The sequence below is a fragment of the Arthrobacter globiformis genome (assembly GCF_030817195.1).
Classification (GTDB): domain Bacteria; phylum Actinomycetota; class Actinomycetes; order Actinomycetales; family Micrococcaceae; genus Arthrobacter; species Arthrobacter globiformis_D.
Map to the genome: position 1 here is coordinate 1,356,447 of NZ_JAUSYZ010000001.1, position 21,329 is coordinate 1,377,775.

A 21,329-nucleotide genomic window follows, 5' to 3' on the forward strand; every position below is an offset into this window, starting at 1 on the left:
GTCTGGCCGGGCTTCGGGCGGCGGCGGGTCCGGCTACCTGGTGCCAGTTACTTGGTTCCAGCCGCCATGCCGCCAGCCACAGTGCCGCCGCACTGGGCCAGGACCGAGGCCATCGCGGTGCGTTCGGCCTGGGTCACCCACAGCTTGTACTTCGCCTTGACCGAAATCTGCCGCGCGACGTACGGGCAGCGGTAGGCGCGGCTGGCGGGCAGCCAGGTGGCGGCGTCGCCGTCGGACTTCTGCTGGTTGGCGGGGCCGGAAGCGGCGAGCAGGTTGAGGGGATCGTTGGCGAACGCGGTCCGCTGTGCCTTGCTGAGGCGCTGGGCGCCCTTTTGCCACGCATCGCTGAGGGCAACGACGTGGTCGATCTGGACCGCGCTGCTGGTTTTGCTGCCGCGGGTGAAGGCGATGGTGGTGGCGGTGTACGGATCCGCGAGGGTGCCGGTCAGGACGATGCAGTTCTTCGTTCCCGGCTTGAAGGTGGTCTTGGTAAGATCCCGGGCCAGGATGTCGTTGCGGGTGTCGCAGCCGTTGTGGTCCGTGTCCGACCAGGCTGGCCCAAACTCCTCCCGGTCGTAGCCGGTTTTCGGGGCGCGGCCTTTGACAGGCAGGGTGGCGAGGAGGTCGGCTGCCTTGACGGCATACCCGGGTGCGTTTCCGGCTGATCCGCCGGGGACAGCGTCCGACGACGGCTGCCGGGTTGCGCTGATAACGCCGCCGCAGGCGGTGGTGGCCAGGATGACGGCGGCAAGGGCGCCGGCGGCAAACCAGTTCCTTCTGCGGGGTGGTGCTTTCTGCAAGGCGGTTTACTCCCGTGGCGCTGGTTGTGGATTCAACGATCGATCGTACTGGCCGGCGGGACGGGCCTGGCGGTGCCACGCGGGAGACGCACCCGAAACGCAGAGAGCCCCGCACTGCCTGACGGCTTTGCGGGGCTTCTCCTAGCGGCAGGACCACCCCGGATGGGGGATACGCGGTGGGCCTGCTCCAAGGTTAGAGAAGTTTCCTGAAAATTGGCTAGGAATGTGGGGGTTTCCAGGTCGGTTCGCTTGCCGGTCGAATGCCCTCCGATGAAGCTGCTCGTCCTTGACTTCACCGCCGGGCTAAACCAGTGTTGAAATCGCACTGACCAGCAGGTTTTTCCTTCAAAGGAGATGCGTCATGACTCTTCCCGCAGGCCTGACTCCCGGCATTTGGACACTCGATATGTCCCACAGTGAGATCGGCTTCAGCGTACGGCACGCCGGGATCAGCAAGGTCCGCGGGCGGTTCCGGGAAGCAACCGGCGAAGCCCACGTGCGGGACTCCCTGGCCGATTCTTCGCTGCATGCCACCGTCAGCACCGCAAGCTTCGATTCCGGCGATGCCAACCGTGACGCGCACGTGAAGGGGGAGGACTTCTTCGACGTCGCGAAGTACCCGGAGATGACCTTCAATGGCACCCACATCGACGGCGACGGCGAGGACTACACTCTGACGGGCGACCTCACCATCAAGGGCATCACCAAGCCGGTTGAGCTGGAGGTCGAATTCACCGGCGTGGCCGTCGATCCCTTCGGCTCCACGCGCGCAGGCTTCTCAGCCGAGGCAGACATCAGCCGCAAGGAGTTCGGCCTGACCTGGAACGCCGCCCTGGAAGCCGGCGGACTTCTAGTCAGCGACAAGGTGAAGATCAACCTCGAAGCGGCCCTGGTAAAGCAGAGCTAAGGCCGGTCGGCGGGTCGAGCTTGTCGACACCGAGGCCCTCGAGGGGCCTTAGGAAAGCCGGGCGATGCTGCGGCGGACTGGGCGTGATGCTGTGCCGTCCGAGAAGAGCTCGGGCGACGATGCCTGGATGCGTTTGACGTCCTCGAAGACGCCGCGGAGGTGGACCCGCAGGGAGCTGTCCGCTTCGCGGCGGTTGTTGGCTTCGAGCGCGTCCACCACGGCGGTGTGCTGTTCAATCAGCGTGGCCACGGGCCGGGTGTCGATCAGGCTGAGCCGGCGGGCGCGGTCCAGGTGCGCCTTGGCCGAGTTGACCGCTGTCCAGGCCGACTCGTGCCCCGCCAGACGGAGCAGTTCGCGGTGGAAGTCCTCGTCGAGGCGGAAGAACTCCTCGACGTCGCCGGCGGATTCCGCGTCCCGCTGCGCAGCCAGAATCTCTCGCAGCCCGGCGAGCCCTGCGGCGTCAACGACAGCATCCTTCAGAGAGGCACACTCGATGGCCTCGCGCACAAACTGGGCCTCAGCGACCCGTCCCAGATCAACGAGTGAGACGAACGAGCCGATCTGCGGGAAGACCTGCACCAGCCCTTCCTCGCGCAGCAGAATGAGGCTTTCGCGCACGGGCGTCCGGCTGACACCGAGCTCCTGGGCGAGCTCGTTCTCGGACAGCGGCTCGCCGGGAGGGAGCTGCAGGGAGATGATGCGACGCCGGAGCGTATCCAGTGTCTGGTCCCGCACGGAAAGCCGCGGGGACTGCCCTTTTTCGGGTTTGCCGGTTGCCATGCATCCAGTGTAGCCATCGTTGACAAACTAGAATGGTAGTGCTTGTATGGTAGTCAGCAAACGGCCGCAGGACAGCTCTTCTGTCCGCCAAACCGGCCACATCCAGGCAGAACTCTCCACCTCCCCTTCTTCATCGCCTGCAAAGGAGCAACTGATGACCGAGAGCATCGCACCGCCCACCGCCAAGACCGAAACGAGGACCACTAAGGACCTCGCGAAGGTCGCGGTCTCCGGCTGGCTGGGAACGGCCATGGAATTCATGGATTTCCAGCTCTACTCGCTGGCCGCGGCCATCGTCTTCAACAAGATCTTCTTCCCCGACGTCAGCCCGGTCATCGGCCTCATCGCAGCGATGGCAACCTACGGCGTTGGCTACGTGGCCCGCCTGGTCGGTGCCGTCTACTTCGGCCGCATGGGCGACAGGATCGGCCGCAAGAAGGTCCTCTTCATCACCATCGCGCTGATGGGTGCATCCACCACGCTCATCGGTGTCCTGCCCACCTACGCCATGGTCGGCATCTGGGCCCCCATCCTCCTCGTGGCACTGCGACTGATCCAGGGCTTCGGTGCTGGCGCGGAAATCGCCGGCGCCACCGTGATGCTGGCGGAATACGCTCCCGCCCGCCGCCGCGGCCTGATCTCCTCGCTCGTCTGCCTCGGCACCAACTCCGGCACGCTCGCAGCCTCCGCGCTCTGGGCCATCCTGGTGGCGGTACTCTCCGAGGATCAGCTGCTGACCTGGGGCTGGCGCCTGCCGTTCCTGGCAAGCTTCCTGCTGATGATCTTCGCCGTCTGGATCCGCCGCTCGCTCAAGGAGAGCCCGGTCTTCGAACAGCGTGAGGACGTCGTCGACGGCGTAGCAATCACCAAGCGCGACCTCGCCGCCGAAGCAAACACGAACGAAGCAGACCAGCCCAAGCACAAGACCCAGTCCACCAGCACGATCGAAGCCGCACTGCACCAGCGCAAGGGCAAGTCCTTCCTGATCGCCCTCGGCCTCCGCTTCGGACAGGCCGGCAACTCCGGCCTCATCCAGACCTTCCTCATCGGCTACCTGGCCACGGTCCTGCTCATGAACAAGTCCGTCGGCACCACGGCCATCATGATCGGCTCGATCATCGGCTTCGCCACCATCCCGCTGATCGGCATCCTGGGTGACCGCTTTGGCCGCCGGCCCCTGTACATGATCCTGAGCGCCACCACGGCCGTCTTCGCGATCCCCATGATGCTCATGGTCACCAGCGGCAACCCGACCCTCGTCACCATCGCCGTCGTCGCCGGCCTGAACCTGGGTGTGCTGAGCCTCTTCTCGATGGAGAGCGTCACCATGGCCGAGTTCTTCGGAGCCCGCACCCGCTTCACCCAGCTCGCCCTGGCCAAGGAGATCGGCGGCATCCTCGCCACGGCCATCGGCCCGATCCTCGCCGCCACACTGACCGCCGTCACCGGGCACTGGTGGCCGCTGGCCGCCATGCTCGTCGGCTACTCGCTGATCACGCTGGTCTCCGCAGCTGTTGGCCCCGAAGTCCGCGGCCGCGACCTGGTCCGCCTGGAAGACGCCGCATGAAAGCAGTAGTCGTCCACGGCGCGAACGACCTCCGCATAGACGAACGCCCCGAGCCCGTCGCGGGGCCGGGGGAGGTTGTCCTCGACGTCGAATGGGGCGGAATCTGCGGCTCCGACCTTTCCTACTGGCGCCACGGCGCCTCCGGGACCGCGCAGCTGAAGTCCCCGCTCGTCCTCGGCCACGAGGTGGCCGGCCGGATCGCCCAGCTGGGCGACGGCGTCGAAAACCTCGACGTCGGCCAGCCGGTCACCGTCCATCCCGCGGAACTGGTGGGGGACGGGATCTTGCCCGAGCGGCTCAGCGGCCGGACCAACCTGTACCCCCGGATCCGGTACTTCGGATCGGCAGCCTTCGATCCGCACACCGACGGCGGTTTCAGCGAACGGAAGCTGGTCCGCGCGTCGCAGATCCGTCCGCTTCCCGACGGCGTGGACACCCTTCGCGGGGCACTTGCTGAACCGCTCGCCGTCGCACTTCACGCGGTGGGGCGTGCCGGTTCGCTGGCGGGCCGGGACGTGCTGGTCAACGGCGCCGGGCCGATCGGATCCCTGGTGATCGCGGCCGCCAGGTACGCCGGGGCACGGACCGTCATCGCTACGGACATCAACGACGCCTCGCTCCGGATCGCAAAGGCCATGGGCGCGGACGACGTCCGCAACCTCTCGGACGGGGCAACGCTGCCGGAGGACGTGGAGCTCGTGTTCGAGGCGACCGGGATCCCCGCGGTACTGGGCGGCATCCTCCGGGCCACCGCCCGGGGAGGCACCATCGTCCAGGTGGGCAACCTGCCCGGCGCCCCCGCCCCGGCCGCACTCGGGGACCTCGTGACACGGGAAATCACGTGGATCGGCTCTTACCGGTTCGCTGACGAGATCACCGACGCGCTCAAGGCGATGTCCGAAGGCCTGGACGTTTCACCGGTCATCACCCATAAGTTCGGCATCGACCAGGCCGCGGAAGCCATGCGGGTCTCCGCGGACCCGGCTGCCGGCAGCAGCAAAGTCATGCTCCGCCTCTCCTGACCCAACTAAGTAGCAGCAGATGGCGTTCTGAGGGCTCATAACGCCATCTGCTGCGACCTACTTGCAATACTCGACACACAAAAGGACCCCACCAGTGAAGATCACCGACGCACGCGTAGTGGTTTCGTCGCCAGGACGGAATTACGTCACGCTCGTTATCGAAACCGAGGACGGGATTACCGGTATCGGCGACGCCACCCTCAACGGACGTGAACTGGCCGTGGCGTCCTACCTGTCCGAGCACCTCTGCCCGCTGCTGATCGGCCGTGATGCCCGCCGCATCGAGGACGCGTGGCAGTACTTCTACAAGGGTGCCTACTGGCGGCGTGGCCCGGTGACCATGACCGCGATCGCCGCTATCGACGTCGCACTTTGGGACATCAAGGGCAAAGCCGCCGGCATGCCGGTGTACGAGCTGCTTGGCGGTGCGGCCCGCGAGGGGGTCATGGTCTACGGCCATGCCAGCGGCTCCTCGCTGGAGGACCTCAGCGCCGACTTCCAGCACCACCTGGACCTCGGCTACAAGGCCATCCGCGCGCAGGCCGCTGTGCCGGGGCTGGAGAAGACCTACGGGATCGGGCCTGTGGACGGCAAGACGTATGAGCCCGCCAGCGGCAACATTCCGCAGGAGGACCTGTGGGAGACGACGGCGTACCTGGACTTCGCGCCGAAGATGATGGCGCACGTGCGGGAACAGTTCGGCTACGGCGTGCACGTCCTGCACGACGTCCACCACCGGCTGACACCCATTGAGGCCGGCCGGCTGGGTGCCTCGCTTGAACCGTTCCGCCCGTTCTGGATCGAGGACCCGACGCCGGCCGAGGACCAGTCCGCGTTCCGCCTGATCCGCCAGCACACCACCACGCCGATCGCCGTGGGCGAGGTGTTCAACTCGATCTGGGACTGCCAGCAGCTGATCACGGAACGCCTGATCGACTACATCCGCACGTCCGTCTCGCACGCCGGCGGCATCACGCACCTGCGCCGCATCTTCTCGCTGGCGGACCTGTACGGCGTCCGCTCGGGCTCGCACGGCGCCGGTGACCTCTCGCCGGTGTCCTTCGCCACGGCGCTGCACGTGGACATGAGCATCCCCAACTTCGGCGTCCAGGAATACATGGGCCACCGCGACCCCGCCAACGAGGTGTTCAAGACCTCCTACAGCTTCACCGACGGCTACATGCATCCCGGCGACGCCCCGGGCCTCGGCGTTCAGTTCGACGAGGAAGCGGCCGCCGCCTTCCCGTTCGACCCGAAGTACCTGCCCATCAACCGCCGCCTCGACGGGTCGGTGCATGACTGGTGAGTAACCCGACAGAAGCACAGCCGTTCGACGTCGTCGCCATGGGGGAGATCCTCCTTGAGGTGGCCACCGACGTCCCGTTCGGGCACGGCGTCCCGGCACAGCTGGGCATCTCCGGCGACGCCCTGAACGTCGCGGCGGCTGCCGCTGCGGCCGGTGCCCGCACCGCGCTGCTGGCAGTACTGCCCGACGACGACCTCGGCCAGGCGGTCGCCGCCCGGATCGCTGGACTCGGCATTTCCACCGAGCTCCTGAAGTTCCGTCCCGGCCAGCAGGGCGTGTACCTGGTGCACTGCGACCCGGACGGGCAGCGCGAGTTTTCCTACGCGCGCAGCGGCAGCGTCGGCTCAACACTGGGGCCGGACGATGTGGACCCGAACGTGTTCGCAGCTGCCGGCGCCGTAATTGCCGGGGGCATCGCCTGCGCCATCTCGGCCTCGTCCCGCGCCGCCGTCTTCAAGGCCGCCGAGGTTGCCAACCGCTTTGTCTTTGACCCGAACTACCGGCCGCGGCTCACTTCCGTGGAGGATGCGACGGCGGCCGTGGTTGAGCTGGCACCAAAGGCATTCCTGGTGACGCCTTCCTTCCCGGGCGAGACGTCAGCCCTGCTGGGCACGTCCTCGCCGCAGGAGGCCGCCGCGAACCTGCGCTCGCTCGGCACCGCCAACGTCGCCGTGACCTGCGGGGCCGAGGGAATCCAGCTGGAAAGCGACACCGAGTCGGCCTGGATCGAAGCCATTCCTGCACCTGCCGTGGTGGACCAGACCGGAGCGGGCGACGCCTTCGTGGGCACGCTGACCGCGCGGCTGGTGCTCGGCGACAGCCTCGCCGAAGCTGTCCGGCATGGGGCAGCGGCGGCCTCACTCGTGGTGGGCGGCAAGGGCGGCACCGGCTTCATCCCGAGCTTCGAGCAGACCCGCGCCCACGCCCTGGGGGCACAGACCATTGGGATACCCGAAGGAGAGCTGTCATCGCGCGCCTGAGCAGTGCCAACCTGAGCAGCACCGCCGGAAACGCGGCCACGTTCCCGGGCGCCGCGCTCCGGACGAACGGACTGAAGCCCGCCATCGTGCACCTGGGCCTCGGCGCCTTCGCCCGCGCCCACACCGCTGTCTTCACTGAGAACGCCATGCTGGCCAGCGGAGAAACCGGCTGGGGGATCACCGGCGTCACCCAGCGCTCGGACACCGTGGCCCGGCAGCTCGCCCCACAGGACGGACTGTTCACCGTGGCTGAACGGGGCGAGGGTGCGGCACCGCTGCGGGTGGTGTCCAGCATCGTGGACGCCATCTCGGGACGGGACAACCCGGTCGCCGTCATGGACCGGATCGCCGCGCCGGAAACGCTGATGGTCACGCTGACCGTCACGGAGAAGGGCTACCGGATCGACCCGCATACCGGATCCCTCAACCTGGAGGATGCGGAGGTCCGCGCAGACCTCGAGGGCCGTGCCCCGCTCACTGCCATCGGCCAGATCGCGCGTGGCCTGCAGCAGCGGTCGCGCACCGGGGCCGGGCCGCTCACGGTGGTCTCATGCGACAACCTTCCCGCGAACGGCGAACTGACCCGGACGCTGGTGCACGCCTTCGCCGCGGCCCTGCCGCCCGAGGAGTCGGAACCGCTGCTGGCCTGGCTGGACGCCAACGTCACGTTCCCCAGCACCATGGTGGACCGGATAGTGCCGGCCACGACGGCGGGTGACCTGGACGCCGTCGAACGTGAACTGGGACTGCGGGACGAGGCCGCGGTGGTGGCCGAACCGTTCATGCAGTGGGTCATCGAGGACAATTTCGCCGCGGGACGTCCGCGGTGGGAGGACGCCGGAGCGCTGTTCAGCAGCGACGTCGCGGCCTGGGAAGCGGCGAAGCTGCGGCTGCTGAATGCCAGCCACTCGCTGCTGGCGTATCTCGGTCTCGCCGCCGGCAAGGTGACCATCAGCGACTCCGTGGCCGAGGGGGCGTTCTTCACTGCCGCCCGGCGCATGCTGGCCGAGGACGTCCTGCCCACCATCACCCTCCCGGAGGGTCTCGACGCGGACGAGTACTGCGCCCAGGTGCTGACGCGGTTCGCCAACCCCGCCCTGGGCCACACCACGGCGAAGGTGGGCAGTGACGGTTCACAGAAGATCGGCCTGCGCCTGCTCAGCACCGTGCGCGGAAACCTCGACGCCGGACGGGAACCCCGGTGGGCAGCGCTCGCCGTTGCTGCGTGGATGCGGCACGTCGCCACCACGCCTGCGGACCGACTAAACGATCCGCTGGCCGCCGAACTCCATGCCGCGCTGCCGGCCTCGGGGGACGCGGCGGATGTGGTCCCGGCGCTGCTGGGCTGCCGCAGTGTCTTCGACGCCGAATTGGCCCAGAATCAGGGGTTCGCAGACCTCCTCATCCACTGGTACAGCATCATCGACACGCACGGGCTTGAAGGCCTGAGAAAAGAGATCAACCATGGCTGACGCCACCAGCGTTTTGCATGTTTCTCCGGTCATCCCTGTGGTGACCATCGAGGACCCGCAGCATGCGGTTCCGGTTGCCCGGGCCCTGGCCGACGGCGGCGTCCGGATCATCGAGCTCACCCTGCGGACCGACACGGCGCTCACCTCGCTGAAGGCCATCGCCAACGAGGTTCCGGACATCCTCGTGGGCGCCGGCACGATCCTCACTCCCGGCCAGGCCGACGCCGCCGTGGCCGCGGGTGCGCAGTTCCTGGTCAGCCCCGGGGTGACGCCGTCACTGCTGGAGCACATGCTCTCCCTCGAGGTGCCGGTGCTTCCGGGCGTGGCCACGGTGGGCGAGGTGATGGCGGTGCTGGAGCGCGGGCTGGACACCATGAAGTTCTTCCCGGCCGGTCCTGCCGGTGGCCCGTCGTACCTGGCGGCCATCGGGGCACCCGTCCCGCAGGTGACGTTCTGCCCGACCGGCGGCATCAGCCTGGCCACGGCGCCGGACTACCTCAAACTGCCCAACGTCCGCTGCGTCGGGGGAAGCTGGCTGACGCCGCGTGCCGCCGTCGAAAGCGGGGACTGGCAGCTGATCACCGAACTGGCCCGGGAAGCGGCAGTCCTGTCCTGATGAAAGTTGCCCCGTTTCTACTTGACCGTAGATCTGCCTTCGGGACGGGCGTAGAGTCGGGAAAGACCGGTCCTAAAACCGGTCGCAGCCTGAACAGACGCACAACCTAAGGAGTTCATCATGAACTTGGGCAACATGATCAGGAATGCCGCAGGACGTATTTCCGGCCGGACCACGCACGGAACAACCGGTGGGTACACGAGGGGCACCAGGCCCTACACCACGGGACGGCCCTCAGCCATGGGCCGTGGCCGCACCGCTGGAGGACTTGGGGACAAGATCCGCCACATGCTTCACAGGCACTGACACTGGAGCGCCTGCCGGGTCCTGACGTCCACGGCGAGGCAGCACTGTCCGCAGGGGAGGTTGCCGCGGTGAGCCGCGGGGCCTCCCTTGCTGCTGACTTCGACCGGGTCCCCCAAGGGGAGCGCAGGGCTGCTGGCCGCTCCCGGTGCCCGGGACCGCCGCCCCTCTAACCGTTCCTGGATGGAGGCTGGTCATAATTTGATAAGTATGCTTATGATATGTCTCCTCATGACGGCATGCAGATCCCGTTGGTGAGTTCAGGAAGGCCACAGCCAGGGCTGGTTGTTAGGGGAGTGCATGTCATCGGCAAAGATTTACGACGTGGTGGTTATCGGAGGAGGAGCAGCCGGCCTCAGCGCAGCTGTCACTCTTTGCAGGTCACTGCGTTCGGTCCTGGTCATCGACGCGGGCGAGCCAAGGAACGGCCGTTCCTCGGGGGTGCACGGCTTCCTCACGCATGAGGGAATGCCGCCTGATGAGCTTCTTGCCGCCGGCCGTGCGGAAGTGCGGGTGCACGGTGGCGAGATCCTGCACGGCCGAGCAATCTCCGCTCGGGACGAAGGGGGTGTCTTCACCACTGAGCTGCAGGACCGGCAGAATCTCCGTTCGCGGCGACTACTCATCTCTTCCGGCTTTGAGGATGAGCTGCCGGAGGTGCCCGGTATCAGGGAGCGGTGGGGCCGCGACGTGCTGCACTGCCCGTACTGCCACGGCTGGGAGATCCGCCACCGGGCGATAGGAGTACTTGCGACAGAACCTGCCGCTGTAAAGGAGGCGCTGCTTTTCCGGCAGTGGAGCGGGAACGTCACCTTCTTCCAGCACCTCTCGGGGGACTTGGGCGGTGGCGAACGCGAACAGCTTGAGGCCCGGTCGGTCCACATTGTCGAAGGCGCCGTAACGTCGCTGGAGTTAGCAGGAGACGCCCTCGCCGGAGTGCGCTTGGCATCCGGTCTGGTTGTCGCATGTGAATACCTCGTCGTGAGCCCCAAGGCCAAGACGGAGTCGCCGCTGCTGCAGTCCCTCGGGCTTCAGCAAACAGGCGCCGGGCAAGGTCAGCATGTGACCACGGACCCGGATGGATTAACTGCCGTTCAAGGCGTCTGGGCCGCCGGAAACATCTGCGACCCAACAGCGCAACTAATAACGGCAGCCTCGGCGGGGGTCAAGGCAGCCACGGCTATCAACGCCGATCTTGTCGACGAGGACACCCGGCGTGCAGTTGAAGCCGCCAGGCGAGCTCCCTTCCCGAGGGCGGCTCTGTCTTAGTCCTAGAGGTTTTACTTCTCGCCGGCGCGCTCGAGTGCCTGGTCGTGCTCGGCGTGGGCCTGGCGGATGAGGTTCATGAACTGGGTTTCGTTGCGAATGAGGCGCTTGTACTTCTCCGGAAGCTTCCTCAGTTCCTGCTCCTCATGGACCAGCTTGTCGAAGATCCGCTCGCGCTCGGCAATGTCCGTCTCGTAGTTGAGGTCCACGTACGTGGTGGCGTGCCGCTTGGCGCCGGAGACCATGGTCTTGGCCTTGCCCTTGGGGCTGAGCACGGAGCCGATGATGGTGACTGCGAGCACGCCGAGGATCACACTGAGTGAGGTGCCGGTGCTGATTTCGATGACGTTCACGTGCTGACCGTCGTTGATGAACGGCAGCGTGTTCTCGTGCAGGGCGTGCAGGATCAGCTTTACGCCGATGAAGCCGAGGATGGCGGCGAGGCCGTAGGAGAGGTAGATGAGCCGGTCGAGGAGCTCATCGATCAGGAAGAACAGCTGCCGGAGGCCCATGAGCGAGAACGCCGTGGCCGTGAAGACGATGAACACGTTCTGCGTCAGGCCGAAGATGGCCGGGATGGAGTCCAGCGCGAAGAGAATATCCGTTCCGCCGATGGCCACCATCACCAGGAGCATTGGGGTAAGGACTTTCTTCCCGTCCACCACGGTGAAGAGCTTGTCGCCGTCGTAATGCTCGGAGGCGGGCAGAAACTTCTTGGCGAGCCGGACCACGAGGGTTTCGCTGTCGTCGTCGTGATTTTCCGGTCTGAGCAGGTTGCCGGCCGTGACCAGAAGGATCAGCCCGAAGATGTAGAACACCCACGCGAAGCTGTTGATCAGCGCGGCGCCGAGGAAGATGAAGCCGGTCCGGGCGAGCAGCGAGAAGACGATGCCGAACAGGAGCACCTTCTGCTGGTCTTTGCGGGGGACCCTGAAGCTGGTCATGATGATCAGGAAGACGAACAGGTTGTCCACGGACAGCGCCTTCTCGGTCACATAGCCGGCAAAGTACTCGGTGCCCATCTTGGAGCCGCCGAAGAACCAGACGCCGAGGCCGAACCCCAAGGCCAGGCCAACGTAGATGGCGGACCACGTGGCGGATTCCCTGAGGGACGGGGTGTGCGCCTTGCGGACGTGGAAGAAGAAGTCGAAGGCCAGGAGTGCGACGATTCCGGCGATCGTGAGGGTCCAGACGATAGGGGAAACTTCCATGCTGCCTCTTTCCTGAATGCGATTCGGGCGGAGCGCTTGGAATCAACCCTACCCAGCCTTCCCAACTGGCTGGCAGTTGTTGTCATTCTGAGTGCCCAGAACGACAACTATTGCCCGTCAGTTGGGCGGGAGGGGACCTAGCCGGGGGAGGGGCCTAACCGGCGGCCGGCCTCAGCCGTACATCAGCGAGCCCGGCGTGGTGAGCTTTTCCCCGGTCTCCAGCCAGGTCTTCAGGCCGGAGAGGATCATGGGCCAGCCGCCGTAGAGCTGTTCGTTGGCGCCTTCGCGGAGCTGGTCGTGGGTGACGGTGAGGTGGCAGGAGTCGTCGCCGACGGGTTCGATTTCCCAGGTGACGCGGGAGGTGCCCTCGGCCTTGACGTCCTCGCCCCAGAGCGCGCGCATGGTCTGCACCAGTCGCCGCGGGGGATCGACCTCCAGGTTTTCGCCCTCACCCAGGAGTGCCCCGGCTTTGGGGTTGCCCATCTCGAAACGGGAGCCCGGCGTCCAGTCCGACTTCAGCGTGTTCCCGAACTGGTACTTGCTGCGGATGTCGCTGTCCGTGATGGCTTCCCAGAGCCGTTCCGGAGTGGTCTTGATGTAGATTTCGAAGATCTTTTCCATGGGACTTTCCAATCGGGTTTTGAGGTCGCTGAGCGCAGCGGCCCATGGTTCTGAATATTTACTCACCCAGCGGTCGTGGACGAGCCTGATGGGCACCGGATTGAGGAAGTGCAGTTTCTCGCGGCCGCGGCGCCGGGTCACCACGAGGCCGGCCTCTTCCAGGATCTTCAGGTGCTTCATGACGCCGAAACGGGTGATCTCGAACCGTGCCTCCAGTGCGCTGAGGGTCTGGCCGTCCTCGCGGAAGAGCGCGTCCAGCAGGTCCCTGCGGATGGGGTCGGCGAGGGCCTTGAATACGGCGTCCACACGGTCAGGATAGGTGACCATATGGTCACATGTCAACGGCCAGTGGCTTCCCTGGTTCGCCCAACTAGGTAGCAGGTCAGGGCGTTCCCAGCGCTGAGAACGCCCTGAGCTGCTACCTACTTGGGCCGGGGCGCAGACGGTGAGGCCCGACGGCGTCACCTCGCCAAAGTCAGCAGCTTCCCGTCGGTCACGGCCTGGCGGGAGAGGGTCTTGTAGCCCTCCTGCTCGAAGAGCACGGTGATCACGTCCTCCTCGTGCCGCATCACGATGCCCGAGCCCCATTCCTTGTGCACCACGGCGGCCTGGAGCGGGAACGGTTCCCCGCCCGCGGCGGCCGCGGCGCCGTCGTCGTAGTCCTCTTCGTAGGCGGAACCGTCGGCGCAGTTGTCACAGTTGCCGCACGGCTCGGTCAGGTCCTCACCGAAGTAGCCCAGCAGGAACTGGCGCCGGCAGGCGTCCGTCTCCGCGTAGCCGCGCGCCATCTCGATCCGCGAGCGGTCCACGCGCTGCCGCGCTTCGGCGAGTTCGACGGCGTGTTCCACCACCTTGGGCAGTTTGGCGCCGGGTTCCAGCCGGATTCCGCGCTTGAGGGCCTTCACGGACCGGGTCTCCTGCAATTCATTCAGCAGTCCGGTGAGCCGGCGGCCGGGGATGCCTGTCTGCTCGGCGAGTGCCTTTTGGGTGACCGGCCCGTCGGCGGCGCGCAGGGCGGTGAGGACTGCGAGCAGCGCGTCCTCGTCCGGCTTGTGGGTGCCGAAGAACTTGCGCAGGCCGAGGTCCTCGGGCCGGTAGTGCAGGACGGCGGAAGCGGGCTGCCCGTCGCGGCCGGAGCGTCCGATCTCCTGATAGTAGGCGTCCAGGGACTCGGGGATGTCGGCATGGATCACGAAGCGGACGTTGGGCTTGTCGATGCCCATGCCAAAGGCGGTGGTCGCCACCACGACGTCGAGTTCGTCGTCGAGGAACTGCTCGTGGACCTGGTCCCGCTCACTCTGCTTCCGGCCGGCGTGGTACGCGGCGGCGCGGAGCCCGTGCCCGGCGAGTTCGGCGGCATAGGTTTCGGTGTCTTTGCGGGTGGCGGCGTAGAGCAGGCCGGGGCCCTTGAGCGCGGCGTGAAGTTCGGCCGCTTGCTCCACGACCGCGCGGTCCTTGTCCCTGTCCTCGAGGTGGCGGACGACGTCGAGCCTGATGTTGGGTCGGTCGAAGCCGTGGACCAGCACCAGCGGGTCCAACATGTGCAGGCGCTGCTGGATCTCGTCGCGCACCGGGGGAGAAGCGGTGGCGGTGAGCGCGGCGACGGGCGGGTTGCCCAGCTGCCCGCGGACCTCACCGAGGCGGAGGTAGTCCGGGCGGAAGTCGTGGCCCCAGGAGGAGACACAGTGAGCCTCATCCACCACGAACAGCGCCACGTCCATGGCGGCCAGCCGCTCCACCGTCTCGGCCTTGGCCAGCTGCTCGGGGGCCAGGAAGAGGAACGCGGCGTCGCCGCGCTCGGCGGCCTCCCAGGCGTCCTCCACCTCGGAGTCCTTCCGGCCGGAGTTGATGGCGACGGCGGACTCCCCGCCCAGGTCCTCCAGCAGGCCGTCCAGCTGGTCCTCCTGCAGCGCAATCAACGGGGAAACGACGACGGCGGGACCGCGCCTTGCGCTGTTGGCGGCGGTGCCGTCGGGGTGCTCCACGCCGCCGTGGCCGGCGTGGATGAACAGGGCGGCCACCTGGTAGATGGCCGACTTGCCGTAGCCGGTGGGCATCACGGCGAGGACGTCCCGGCTTTGGACGAGGGCGCGCATGCCGGCGAGCTGGCCGTCGCGGAGGTGGGGGAGGCCGAGCCTGTCGGCGGCGATGCGGCGGAGGGTGGACTCGTCGGCTCTATCGGTGGCGGCTGTGTCGGCGGCGTCGGTCATGGTGGCAGCTCCATAGGGGGCGTTCCAGGGGCCGGGTGTCTTCAGCCGTGAATCCACCCTAGCCCCAGGCCCGCCCCGACGTCATGCTGCCCGACGGGTCAGCCGGCCCAGCTCGACGGGTCAGCGGGAATGGGCCTGTCGATCCGCGGCCGGGAACCGTGTGTGCGAGTGGAGTCTTACGGTTGCGTGGCCGTGCCTGGACTTGGGGATGATGATTTCCCCGTGGCCGCCACGGCTCATGTCGCGGATGAGGCCTGTTCCTGCAATTTCCCTGGTGTAGGAAATCCCGGCAACAGCAGCCTGCTTGGTGGGGTACGGGACTGAGGTCGCCACCAGAGTTCCAGTGCCATCCAGAAGCCTGACCCGGAAGCCGCCGTCCGGAGCATCGATGATTTCGAAGTGTCCAGCCATGAGAATTCCCTCCGTTCGTGCTGCCTTCCCTGGTATGTCCCCTAGGTACATTCTGGACCTTTCCTGCCCGGAAGGAACGCCCGGGTGCCCGTCGAATGTGAATCGCAGCAGTAGATGGCGGCAGCACAAAAAGCCGCCACCTAACGCCAAACTCCACACGACATCTTTGGAAGGCGTGCCGGATGTAAAACGGTCGTTATTGACCTGGAGGAAGAGGGAAGCCGGATGGAATGTTTACCCGGCTTCCCTCTTTCTGGTCTAGATCCCGCGTTCTAGCCCTCCTGGCCCTCGGCTACCGCGGGGCCCCGCAATGCGTGGGGCAGCCGAGCAGCATGGTTACTGGGTGCCGCCCCTAGGTTCGTCCTCGAGGTCCTTCGGTGCCGTGAGATCCATCTCGAGCAGCGGCACCACTTTGGACTTGGTGATGAAGCGGTGAGCCAGCCATAGAACAATGAAGACTGGCAACCCGATGTAGGAGGAAAGCACCTCCATGGTCCGTCCGGCAAGCACAGCCTCGTAGTTCTGTCCCGCGATCACCAGTATCAGCAGGGCGAAAGCCAGCAGTGGGCCTATGGGGAACAGGGATGCTTTGTAAGGCAGGTCGCTGACTTTGTTTCCCTGGGCCAGGAAGCCGCGCCTGAAACGGTAGTGGGAGACCGCGATTCCCGCCCAGACGATGAAGCCGCATAGGCCGGACATGTTGAGCAGCCAGGAGTAGGCTGCACCCTGGCCGACGATCGCGGAGAGGAACCCGAAGAGTCCCACGGCCGCGGTCGCCAGCAACGCCGCGATCGGCACACCACGCGCATTGGTTCGGCCGAAGATCTTCGGGGCCATGCCGTCGTGGGCCATGGCGTAAAGCATCCGGGTGGAGGCATATAGTCCGGAGTTGCCCGCGGACAGGATTGCGGTCAGGATCACGGCGTTCATCAAGGCCGCTGCGAAGGCGATTCCGGCGCGCGAGAAAACCAGGGCAAACGGCGATGCTGCAACATCGGACTCGCCGGAGGCCAGCAGGCTCGGATCGCTGAACGGGATCAGGCAGCCGATGATAAAGATGGCACCAATGTAGAAAAGCATGATGCGCCAGAAGACAGTGCGGATGGCCTTCGGCACTTCGCGACGCGGGTTCTTGGCTTCGCCTGCGGCGACTCCCACGAGCTCGGTGCCCTGGAAGGAGAACCCGGCAACCATGAAGACCGAGATGATCGAGACCCAACCCCCGTGGAAAACGTCATCGCGGTTTTCCCAGTTGCTCAGTCCCGGAGAGTCATCCCCGAGGATGCCGAAAATCATCAGCACACCGGCGATCAGGAAGAGCACCACTGCGCTGACCTTGATCAGGGAGAGCCAGAACTCCGACTCACCAAAGGACTTCGCCGAGAGGGCATTGAGCCCGGTCAACACCAGCAGGAAGATCCCGGCCCACACCCATCCTGGGACCCCCGGGAACCAGAAGTCCATGATGATTCCGGCTGCGACCAGCTCGGCGGCCACCGTGATGGCCCAGTTGAACCAATAGTTCCAGCCGATCGCGAAGCCAAAGGACGGGGAGACGAAACGGGTGGCAAAGGACTGGAAAGAACCGGCGACCGGAATTTTGGCCGACATCTCGCCCAGTGACTGCATCAACAGGAATACCATCAGCCCGACCAGCGCGTAGGCGGCCAACGCACCGCCGGGACCCGCTTGGGAAATGGTGCTGCCCGAGGCCACGAACAGCCCGGTACCGATCGCACCGCCGATAGCGATCATCTGCAGGTGGCGGTTGTTTAGCCCGCGCTTGAGGTCGTTGGTGGTTTCGCCGGAAGCGCGATCTGCCCGTATTGCAAGGGAGGACCCTTGTTGTGCTGTTTCTTCGGGTTTGATGTCTATGGAAGTTGCGCTTGGTGGTGTCATGCAACACCGCCAAGGGGTATCAATGCGAGCCGGGTCGGGTTCCCGGTGCCACCGGTGGCTCGACCGGTGCAGGCTTCTGCGACTGCTGTGTCGAGCAGGTGGGCCATAGCCCGATCACTTATTTGCGTGTGGGAGCCAAGTCCCATGGTGCCTCCGAAAAGGTAGCTGCGGTGGATTTGAGCCTTCCGGAGCCCCCGGTCCGGGAAGGATGGTGATCAAGCTAACACACGTGAAGGAAGCGACCTTTGGCGTGGTGAATGTTGCACGTCCGAGGGGTCAAGTCCTTACGAATAGGCGTGGGTTACGCGATCTGAGCGTAAGATTTGCTGATGTAACGTCGCCCGGTGAATAAGCAGCTCTGACGATCTGCTATGGCAGACGGCCTGCGTTGGGCGAATGGTGCCAGGGGTAAAAATGAGCCGTCCCGATCCTGCGGATTATTCAATCGTGATGCGCCGCCCTAAAGGCATCCGACCTTAAGGTCAGGCGCAGGCATAGCAGGCGGGAGACGGGCTTTAGCGAAAGCATTTCTTATGCATGAGGCAAGAATGCTTCACGCATGCTTACGCACTGCTAGCTTCTTCAGGAATCCCCTCAACGGAAGGAATGAGCATGTCTGTAATCGCGAGCCCGGAAGTGACAACCACCCGGGCAGAAGACCTCAAGGAGTTCCCGGCATGGCAGGCCCTGAAGGCAGCCGTCATCGGGCTGCAGCAGGTTCAAGTGCAGGACGGTTCCGTCCCGGAACCCGCTGACCATGACCGGGCCCGCCAGAATGTCGGCATCATTACTGATTCAATCAACGACCTGCGCCCCCACCTCCCCCACGACACGGACTACCTAGAACTGCTCGTGCAGGACTTCCAGCGGTGGGCGTCCGAGGGCTTCGTCGTACCGGATTTCCTCGACTCATTGGTGGCCTTCCACCCCGAGCAGTGGCGCATCGATGGGCTGCCGCACCTGGTTGTGTTCCCCATGTACACGCAGAACGGCAGCACTAACCGCTACTTCGAGGCCGTCCTCATCGAGGTCATTTGGCCTTCCTTCGTCGCTGAACTGGAGGCGGCAAACTACTCCAACAAGCTGTTCGTCCCCATCAGCTTTGTCGATTTCACGCCCGGCTATGACACGAACTCCGCAGTTCTCTTCCCCGAGAGCGTGGCGGTCCGGAGTACCCCGTCCTTCACGTGGGGAGGCATTTTCGCGGACCGCGAAGCCGCCCGGTTCCGTCGCGTCCTAAAATCTGCTGCCGACATCACTTCCCTGGACCTGCCCGCTGACGCCGCGGAATTCATCGACGACCAGCACCTCACGGAGAAGACCTTCGTGATGTGGGATCTGATCCATGACCGGACCCACATGCGCGGTGACCTGCCCTTTGACCCGTTCATGATCAAGCAACGGATGCCGTATTTCCTGTACTCCCTGGAGGAGCTCCGCTGTGACCTGACCGCCTTCCGTGAATCAGTCCTCATCGAGCGGGACGAAACGGCTTCTGAGGACGCCCGCAAGCACGCCAAGCTGGTCCAGTACGCCGTGATCTTCGACCGCATTTTCCGCTTCGCGATTACCGGGAACCGGGTCCGTAACTACGACGCCGTGGGCGGCCAATTGCTGTTCGCCTGGATGCACCAGCACCGGGTCCTGCACTGGACCGATGGAAAGTTGAGCATCGACTGGAAGGACGTCGCCGGCGTGGTCGTTGAGCTGGGTCTCCGCATTGAGGAACTCTACTGGCGTTCAATCGACCGGCCGAAGACCGCACACTGGCTGGCTGCCTACGAGCTCGTCTCGGAAACCCTCACCCCGCACCCGGCCTCCGTCTGGGCCAAGGGACCGGAGGCCCTTCCGCTCGACGGCCCTCCCCGGGGTCTGACGGACCAGATCCTTGATGACGAATTCCCTCTGTCGATGTTCTACGAGGCACTGGAGAAGAAGATGTCCCCGGTCATTGAATCAACTGCCGGGATCACCGGTAAGAGCCCTGTGAAGACTGAGGGCGAGGCGGGCGCATGAGCCAGGATCTCTCGGGGCGTACGGTCGTCGTCGCTGGTTCGACAAGCGCTGCCGGCGTCGCGGTAGTCCGCACCCTCTCGCAAGCAGGGGCACGCGTGGCCGCTGTGGACATTCTTGAGGACCGAGTGCAGGAGCTCTCGTCAGCGTACGACCACGTCACGGGCTATGTCTGCAACCTCGCGGACCTGCAAGCCGTGGAGGACTTGGCGGCGTCTGTCCGGAAAGATCTGGGTCCCGTGGACGGCCTTATCCATCTTGTAGGAGGGTGGCGAGGCGGTACCGGCATTGAAGGCCAGACGGACGAAGACTGGGACTTCCTGCACATGAGCGTCCTCACCACCCTGAGGAACACCAGCCGCGCATTTCACCATGACTTGGCTACCTCCCCTGTGGGTCGACTGGCCATCGTTTCCGCACAGTCCGCTTCCTCGCCGACAGCGGACGGCGCCGCATATGCCGCCGTCAAGTCCGCCGCCGAGGCATGGACCCTGGCCGTGGCCGACGGATTCCGGCACCTGCAGGGAGGAAACGAAGGCCCCCTCTCCGCTCAGCACTCAGCCGCCCTGGTCTTCGTCGTCAAGGCTCTGGTCGATGACCGGATGCGTGCAGCCCAGCCGGAACGGAAATTTCCGGGCTTCACCGATGTCAGTGTCCTTGCCGACGCTGTACAGCGGATCTTCTACCTGGACGCAGAACAGATCAACGGGCAGCGCTTGCCCCTCACGGCCGGCCACCCCGTGGGCGCACCGGCATGAGCGTCAGCGTTGATACCAAAGCAGGCGTCCCGCAGGTACTGGCGGGGCGCCTGCACGACCCGGCATACCGGGGCTTCGCCTCGGATAACTACGCCGGGGCTCACCCCGAAATCATCGAAGCAGTTCAGGCAGCCAACGAAGGGCACGTCACCGCATACGGCGAAGATGTCTACTCAGCAGCGCTTCAACAGGTCATCCAGTCCCACTTCGGGACGACTGCTACCGCATATCCCGTCTTCAATGGAACAGGGGCCAACGTCCTTGCCCTGCAAGCCCTGCTCCCGCGCTGGGGCGCTGTCATCTGCGCAGCAACAGCGCATATCAATACCGACGAAAACGGCGCCCCGGAACGGATTGGCGGGATAAAGCTCCTCCCGATCCCAACCCCGGATGGCAAACTCACCCCGGAATTGATCGACGCCGAAGCCTGGGGGTGGGGAGACGAGCACCGGGCGCAACCGCTGGTCGTATCGATCACCCAGCCCACGGAACTCGGCACCTGCTACACGCCGGAAGAAATCCAACGGATCGCTGAACACGTCCATGCGAAGGGAATGAAACTGCACCTGGACGGAGCAAGGCTGGCCAACGCTGCAGCACATCTCGGGCTTCCTTTTCAGGCATTCACCACCGACGTCGGTGTCGACGTCCTGTCTTTTGGCGGCACCAAAAACGGGCTGCTGTTCGGCGAAGCCGTTATCTGGCTCAACCCACAGTCTGACCCAGGCATGAGCTACCTGCGCAAGATGAACATGCAGCTTGCCTCAAAGATGCGTTTCGTCTCTGCGCAACTGGTCGCCCTGCTCACGGATGGGTTGTGGCTGCGGTCAGCCAGTCACGCCAACGAGATGGCTCAACGTCTCAGCGAAGGAATCGCGGCCATTGACGGCGTCTCGCTGACGCAAGCAACACAGTCCAATGGCGTCTTTGCAGTCCTCCCACCCGGGGCAGCCGCGAAAGTCCGGGAATCCTTCCGCTTCTATGACTGGGATCAAGCACGCGGGGAAGTACGGTGGATGTGCTCCTGGGACACCACCGAAACCGACGTCCAATCTCTCGTGGCTGCAGTTGAAGCTGCCGTAGGCTCCCCAGCTTCACAACGAAACGTCTAACCAAAAGAGCTTATTTACCGCCGCAATTCACAACCGTCGGATTCGGGGAATGCATTTGGCCGTTGAAGCGGCATT

19 protein-coding genes are annotated in these 21,329 nt (G+C 65.2%); 12 read left to right on the plus strand and 7 right to left on the minus strand.

Annotated elements, in window-relative coordinates; all coding sequences use genetic code 11:
* Positions 1 to 47: 47 nt before the first annotated feature.
* Positions 48 to 800 carry an HNH endonuclease family protein gene (locus tag QF036_RS06220; RefSeq protein WP_307100159.1) on the minus strand — a complete coding sequence of 251 codons (753 nt, stop codon included), beginning with the start codon at positions 798 to 800 and terminating at the stop codon, positions 48 to 50.
* Between the two features lie 361 nt (positions 801 to 1,161).
* On the opposite strand from QF036_RS06220, the gene QF036_RS06225 reads away from it, so the two are divergent.
* The gene (locus tag QF036_RS06225; protein ID WP_307100161.1) at positions 1,162 to 1,707 is read left to right on the plus strand and encodes a YceI family protein; all 546 of its coding nucleotides are present in this window, start codon (positions 1,162 to 1,164) and stop codon (positions 1,705 to 1,707) included.
* 48 nt (positions 1,708 to 1,755) lie between these two features.
* On the opposite strand, the gene QF036_RS06230 is transcribed toward QF036_RS06225, so the two are convergent.
* Positions 1,756 to 2,487, minus strand: a complete 732-nt coding sequence (locus QF036_RS06230) for a GntR family transcriptional regulator (protein ID WP_307100163.1) — start codon at positions 2,485 to 2,487, stop codon at positions 1,756 to 1,758.
* Between the two features lie 154 nt (positions 2,488 to 2,641).
* Here QF036_RS06230 and QF036_RS06235 point away from each other — a divergent pair, with 154 nt between their 5' ends.
* The 8 genes from QF036_RS06235 (at position 2,642) to QF036_RS06270 (ending at position 11,022) form a co-directional block, all read left to right on the plus strand.
* Positions 2,642 to 4,054, plus strand: a complete 1,413-nt coding sequence (locus QF036_RS06235; protein WP_307100164.1) for an MFS transporter — start codon at positions 2,642 to 2,644, stop codon at positions 4,052 to 4,054.
* The gene (locus QF036_RS06240) at positions 4,051 to 5,076 is read left to right on the plus strand and encodes an L-idonate 5-dehydrogenase (protein ID WP_307100166.1); all 1,026 of its coding nucleotides are present in this window, start codon (positions 4,051 to 4,053) and stop codon (positions 5,074 to 5,076) included. Before QF036_RS06235 ends, QF036_RS06240 begins: the two co-directional genes overlap by 4 nt.
* Before the next feature lie 94 nt (positions 5,077 to 5,170).
* Positions 5,171 to 6,382, plus strand: coding sequence for a D-mannonate dehydratase ManD (gene manD / locus QF036_RS06245; protein WP_307100168.1), 1,212 nt, complete (start codon positions 5,171 to 5,173; stop codon positions 6,380 to 6,382).
* 38 nt (positions 6,383 to 6,420) lie between these two features.
* Complete coding sequence (locus QF036_RS06250) at positions 6,421 to 7,362, plus strand: PfkB family carbohydrate kinase (protein ID WP_307105804.1); 942 nt, start codon at positions 6,421 to 6,423, stop codon at positions 7,360 to 7,362.
* 86 nt (positions 7,363 to 7,448) lie between these two features.
* Positions 7,449 to 8,834, plus strand: a complete 1,386-nt coding sequence (locus tag QF036_RS06255) for a mannitol dehydrogenase family protein (RefSeq protein WP_307100171.1) — start codon at positions 7,449 to 7,451, stop codon at positions 8,832 to 8,834.
* Positions 8,827 to 9,450: a bifunctional 4-hydroxy-2-oxoglutarate aldolase/2-dehydro-3-deoxy-phosphogluconate aldolase gene (gene eda / locus QF036_RS06260; protein WP_307100172.1), complete on the plus strand. Its 624-nt coding sequence runs from the start codon at positions 8,827 to 8,829 to the stop codon at positions 9,448 to 9,450. Before QF036_RS06255 ends, eda begins: the two co-directional genes overlap by 8 nt.
* A gap of 120 nt (positions 9,451 to 9,570) precedes the next feature.
* Positions 9,571 to 9,756 (plus strand): hypothetical protein, encoded by a 186-nt coding sequence (locus tag QF036_RS06265; protein WP_307100174.1) that lies wholly within the window; start codon positions 9,571 to 9,573, stop codon positions 9,754 to 9,756.
* 297 nt (positions 9,757 to 10,053) lie between these two features.
* Complete coding sequence (locus QF036_RS06270) at positions 10,054 to 11,022, plus strand: NAD(P)/FAD-dependent oxidoreductase (RefSeq protein WP_307100175.1); 969 nt, start codon at positions 10,054 to 10,056, stop codon at positions 11,020 to 11,022.
* 11 nt (positions 11,023 to 11,033) lie between these two features.
* On the opposite strand, the gene QF036_RS06275 is transcribed toward QF036_RS06270, so the two are convergent.
* The 5 genes from QF036_RS06275 to QF036_RS06295 form a co-directional block, all read right to left on the minus strand.
* Positions 11,034 to 12,230, minus strand: a complete 1,197-nt coding sequence (locus QF036_RS06275; RefSeq protein WP_307100177.1) for a TerC family protein — start codon at positions 12,228 to 12,230, stop codon at positions 11,034 to 11,036.
* Positions 12,231 to 12,401: 171 nt separating this feature from the next.
* Positions 12,402 to 13,157, minus strand: coding sequence for an ArsR/SmtB family transcription factor (locus tag QF036_RS06280; protein ID WP_307100179.1), 756 nt, complete (start codon positions 13,155 to 13,157; stop codon positions 12,402 to 12,404).
* Between the two features lie 155 nt (positions 13,158 to 13,312).
* The gene (locus tag QF036_RS06285; protein ID WP_307100180.1) at positions 13,313 to 15,061 is read right to left on the minus strand and encodes a RecQ family ATP-dependent DNA helicase; all 1,749 of its coding nucleotides are present in this window, start codon (positions 15,059 to 15,061) and stop codon (positions 13,313 to 13,315) included.
* A gap of 120 nt (positions 15,062 to 15,181) precedes the next feature.
* Positions 15,182 to 15,472 (minus strand): YegP family protein, encoded by a 291-nt coding sequence (locus QF036_RS06290; RefSeq protein ID WP_307100182.1) that lies wholly within the window; start codon positions 15,470 to 15,472, stop codon positions 15,182 to 15,184.
* A 336-nt stretch (positions 15,473 to 15,808) separates the two neighbouring features.
* Positions 15,809 to 17,371, minus strand: coding sequence for an amino acid permease (locus QF036_RS06295; protein WP_307100184.1), 1,563 nt, complete (start codon positions 17,369 to 17,371; stop codon positions 15,809 to 15,811).
* 612 nt (positions 17,372 to 17,983) lie between these two features.
* Between QF036_RS06295 and QF036_RS06300 the strand changes: the two genes are divergently transcribed.
* The 3 genes from QF036_RS06300 to QF036_RS06310 are packed head-to-tail and all read left to right on the plus strand — an operon-like array spanning position 17,984 to position 21,254.
* Positions 17,984 to 19,387 carry a DUF6421 family protein gene (locus QF036_RS06300; protein WP_307100187.1) on the plus strand — a complete coding sequence of 468 codons (1,404 nt, stop codon included), beginning with the start codon at positions 17,984 to 17,986 and terminating at the stop codon, positions 19,385 to 19,387.
* Positions 19,384 to 20,142 (plus strand): SDR family NAD(P)-dependent oxidoreductase, encoded by a 759-nt coding sequence (locus QF036_RS06305; RefSeq protein ID WP_307100188.1) that lies wholly within the window; start codon positions 19,384 to 19,386, stop codon positions 20,140 to 20,142. Before QF036_RS06300 ends, QF036_RS06305 begins: the two co-directional genes overlap by 4 nt.
* Positions 20,139 to 21,254, plus strand: coding sequence for a threonine aldolase family protein (locus QF036_RS06310; RefSeq protein WP_307100190.1), 1,116 nt, complete (start codon positions 20,139 to 20,141; stop codon positions 21,252 to 21,254). The genes QF036_RS06305 and QF036_RS06310 overlap by 4 nt, the downstream gene beginning before the upstream one ends.
* Positions 21,255 to 21,329 lie beyond the last annotated feature (75 nt).

What these genes read in the sequence shown, in the direction of transcription:
- QF036_RS06235 (WP_307100164.1), top strand. Translation starts at nt 2,642, where the DNA reads ATGACCGAGAGCATCGCACCGCCCACCGCCAAGACCGAAACGAGGACC.
- eda (WP_307100172.1), top strand. Translation starts at nt 8,827, where the DNA reads ATGGCTGACGCCACCAGCGTTTTGCATGTTTCTCCGGTCATCCCTGTG.
- QF036_RS06270 (WP_307100175.1), top strand. Translation starts at nt 10,054, where the DNA reads ATGTCATCGGCAAAGATTTACGACGTGGTGGTTATCGGAGGAGGAGCA.
- QF036_RS06290 (WP_307100182.1), bottom strand. Translation starts at nt 15,472, where the DNA reads ATGGCTGGACACTTCGAAATCATCGATGCTCCGGACGGCGGCTTCCGG.
- QF036_RS06250 (WP_307105804.1), top strand. Translation starts at nt 6,421, where the DNA reads ATGGGGGAGATCCTCCTTGAGGTGGCCACCGACGTCCCGTTCGGGCAC.
- QF036_RS06225 (WP_307100161.1), top strand. Translation starts at nt 1,162, where the DNA reads ATGACTCTTCCCGCAGGCCTGACTCCCGGCATTTGGACACTCGATATG.
- QF036_RS06310 (WP_307100190.1), top strand. Translation starts at nt 20,139, where the DNA reads ATGAGCGTCAGCGTTGATACCAAAGCAGGCGTCCCGCAGGTACTGGCG.
- QF036_RS06240 (WP_307100166.1), top strand. Translation starts at nt 4,051, where the DNA reads ATGAAAGCAGTAGTCGTCCACGGCGCGAACGACCTCCGCATAGACGAA.
- QF036_RS06265 (WP_307100174.1), top strand. Translation starts at nt 9,571, where the DNA reads ATGAACTTGGGCAACATGATCAGGAATGCCGCAGGACGTATTTCCGGC.
- QF036_RS06230 (WP_307100163.1), bottom strand. Translation starts at nt 2,487, where the DNA reads ATGGCAACCGGCAAACCCGAAAAAGGGCAGTCCCCGCGGCTTTCCGTG.
- QF036_RS06305 (WP_307100188.1), top strand. Translation starts at nt 19,384, where the DNA reads ATGAGCCAGGATCTCTCGGGGCGTACGGTCGTCGTCGCTGGTTCGACA.
- QF036_RS06295 (WP_307100184.1), bottom strand. Translation starts at nt 17,371, where the DNA reads ATGACACCACCAAGCGCAACTTCCATAGACATCAAACCCGAAGAAACA.
- QF036_RS06285 (WP_307100180.1), bottom strand. Translation starts at nt 15,061, where the DNA reads ATGACCGACGCCGCCGACACAGCCGCCACCGATAGAGCCGACGAGTCC.
- QF036_RS06275 (WP_307100177.1), bottom strand. Translation starts at nt 12,230, where the DNA reads ATGGAAGTTTCCCCTATCGTCTGGACCCTCACGATCGCCGGAATCGTC.
- QF036_RS06300 (WP_307100187.1), top strand. Translation starts at nt 17,984, where the DNA reads ATGTCTGTAATCGCGAGCCCGGAAGTGACAACCACCCGGGCAGAAGAC.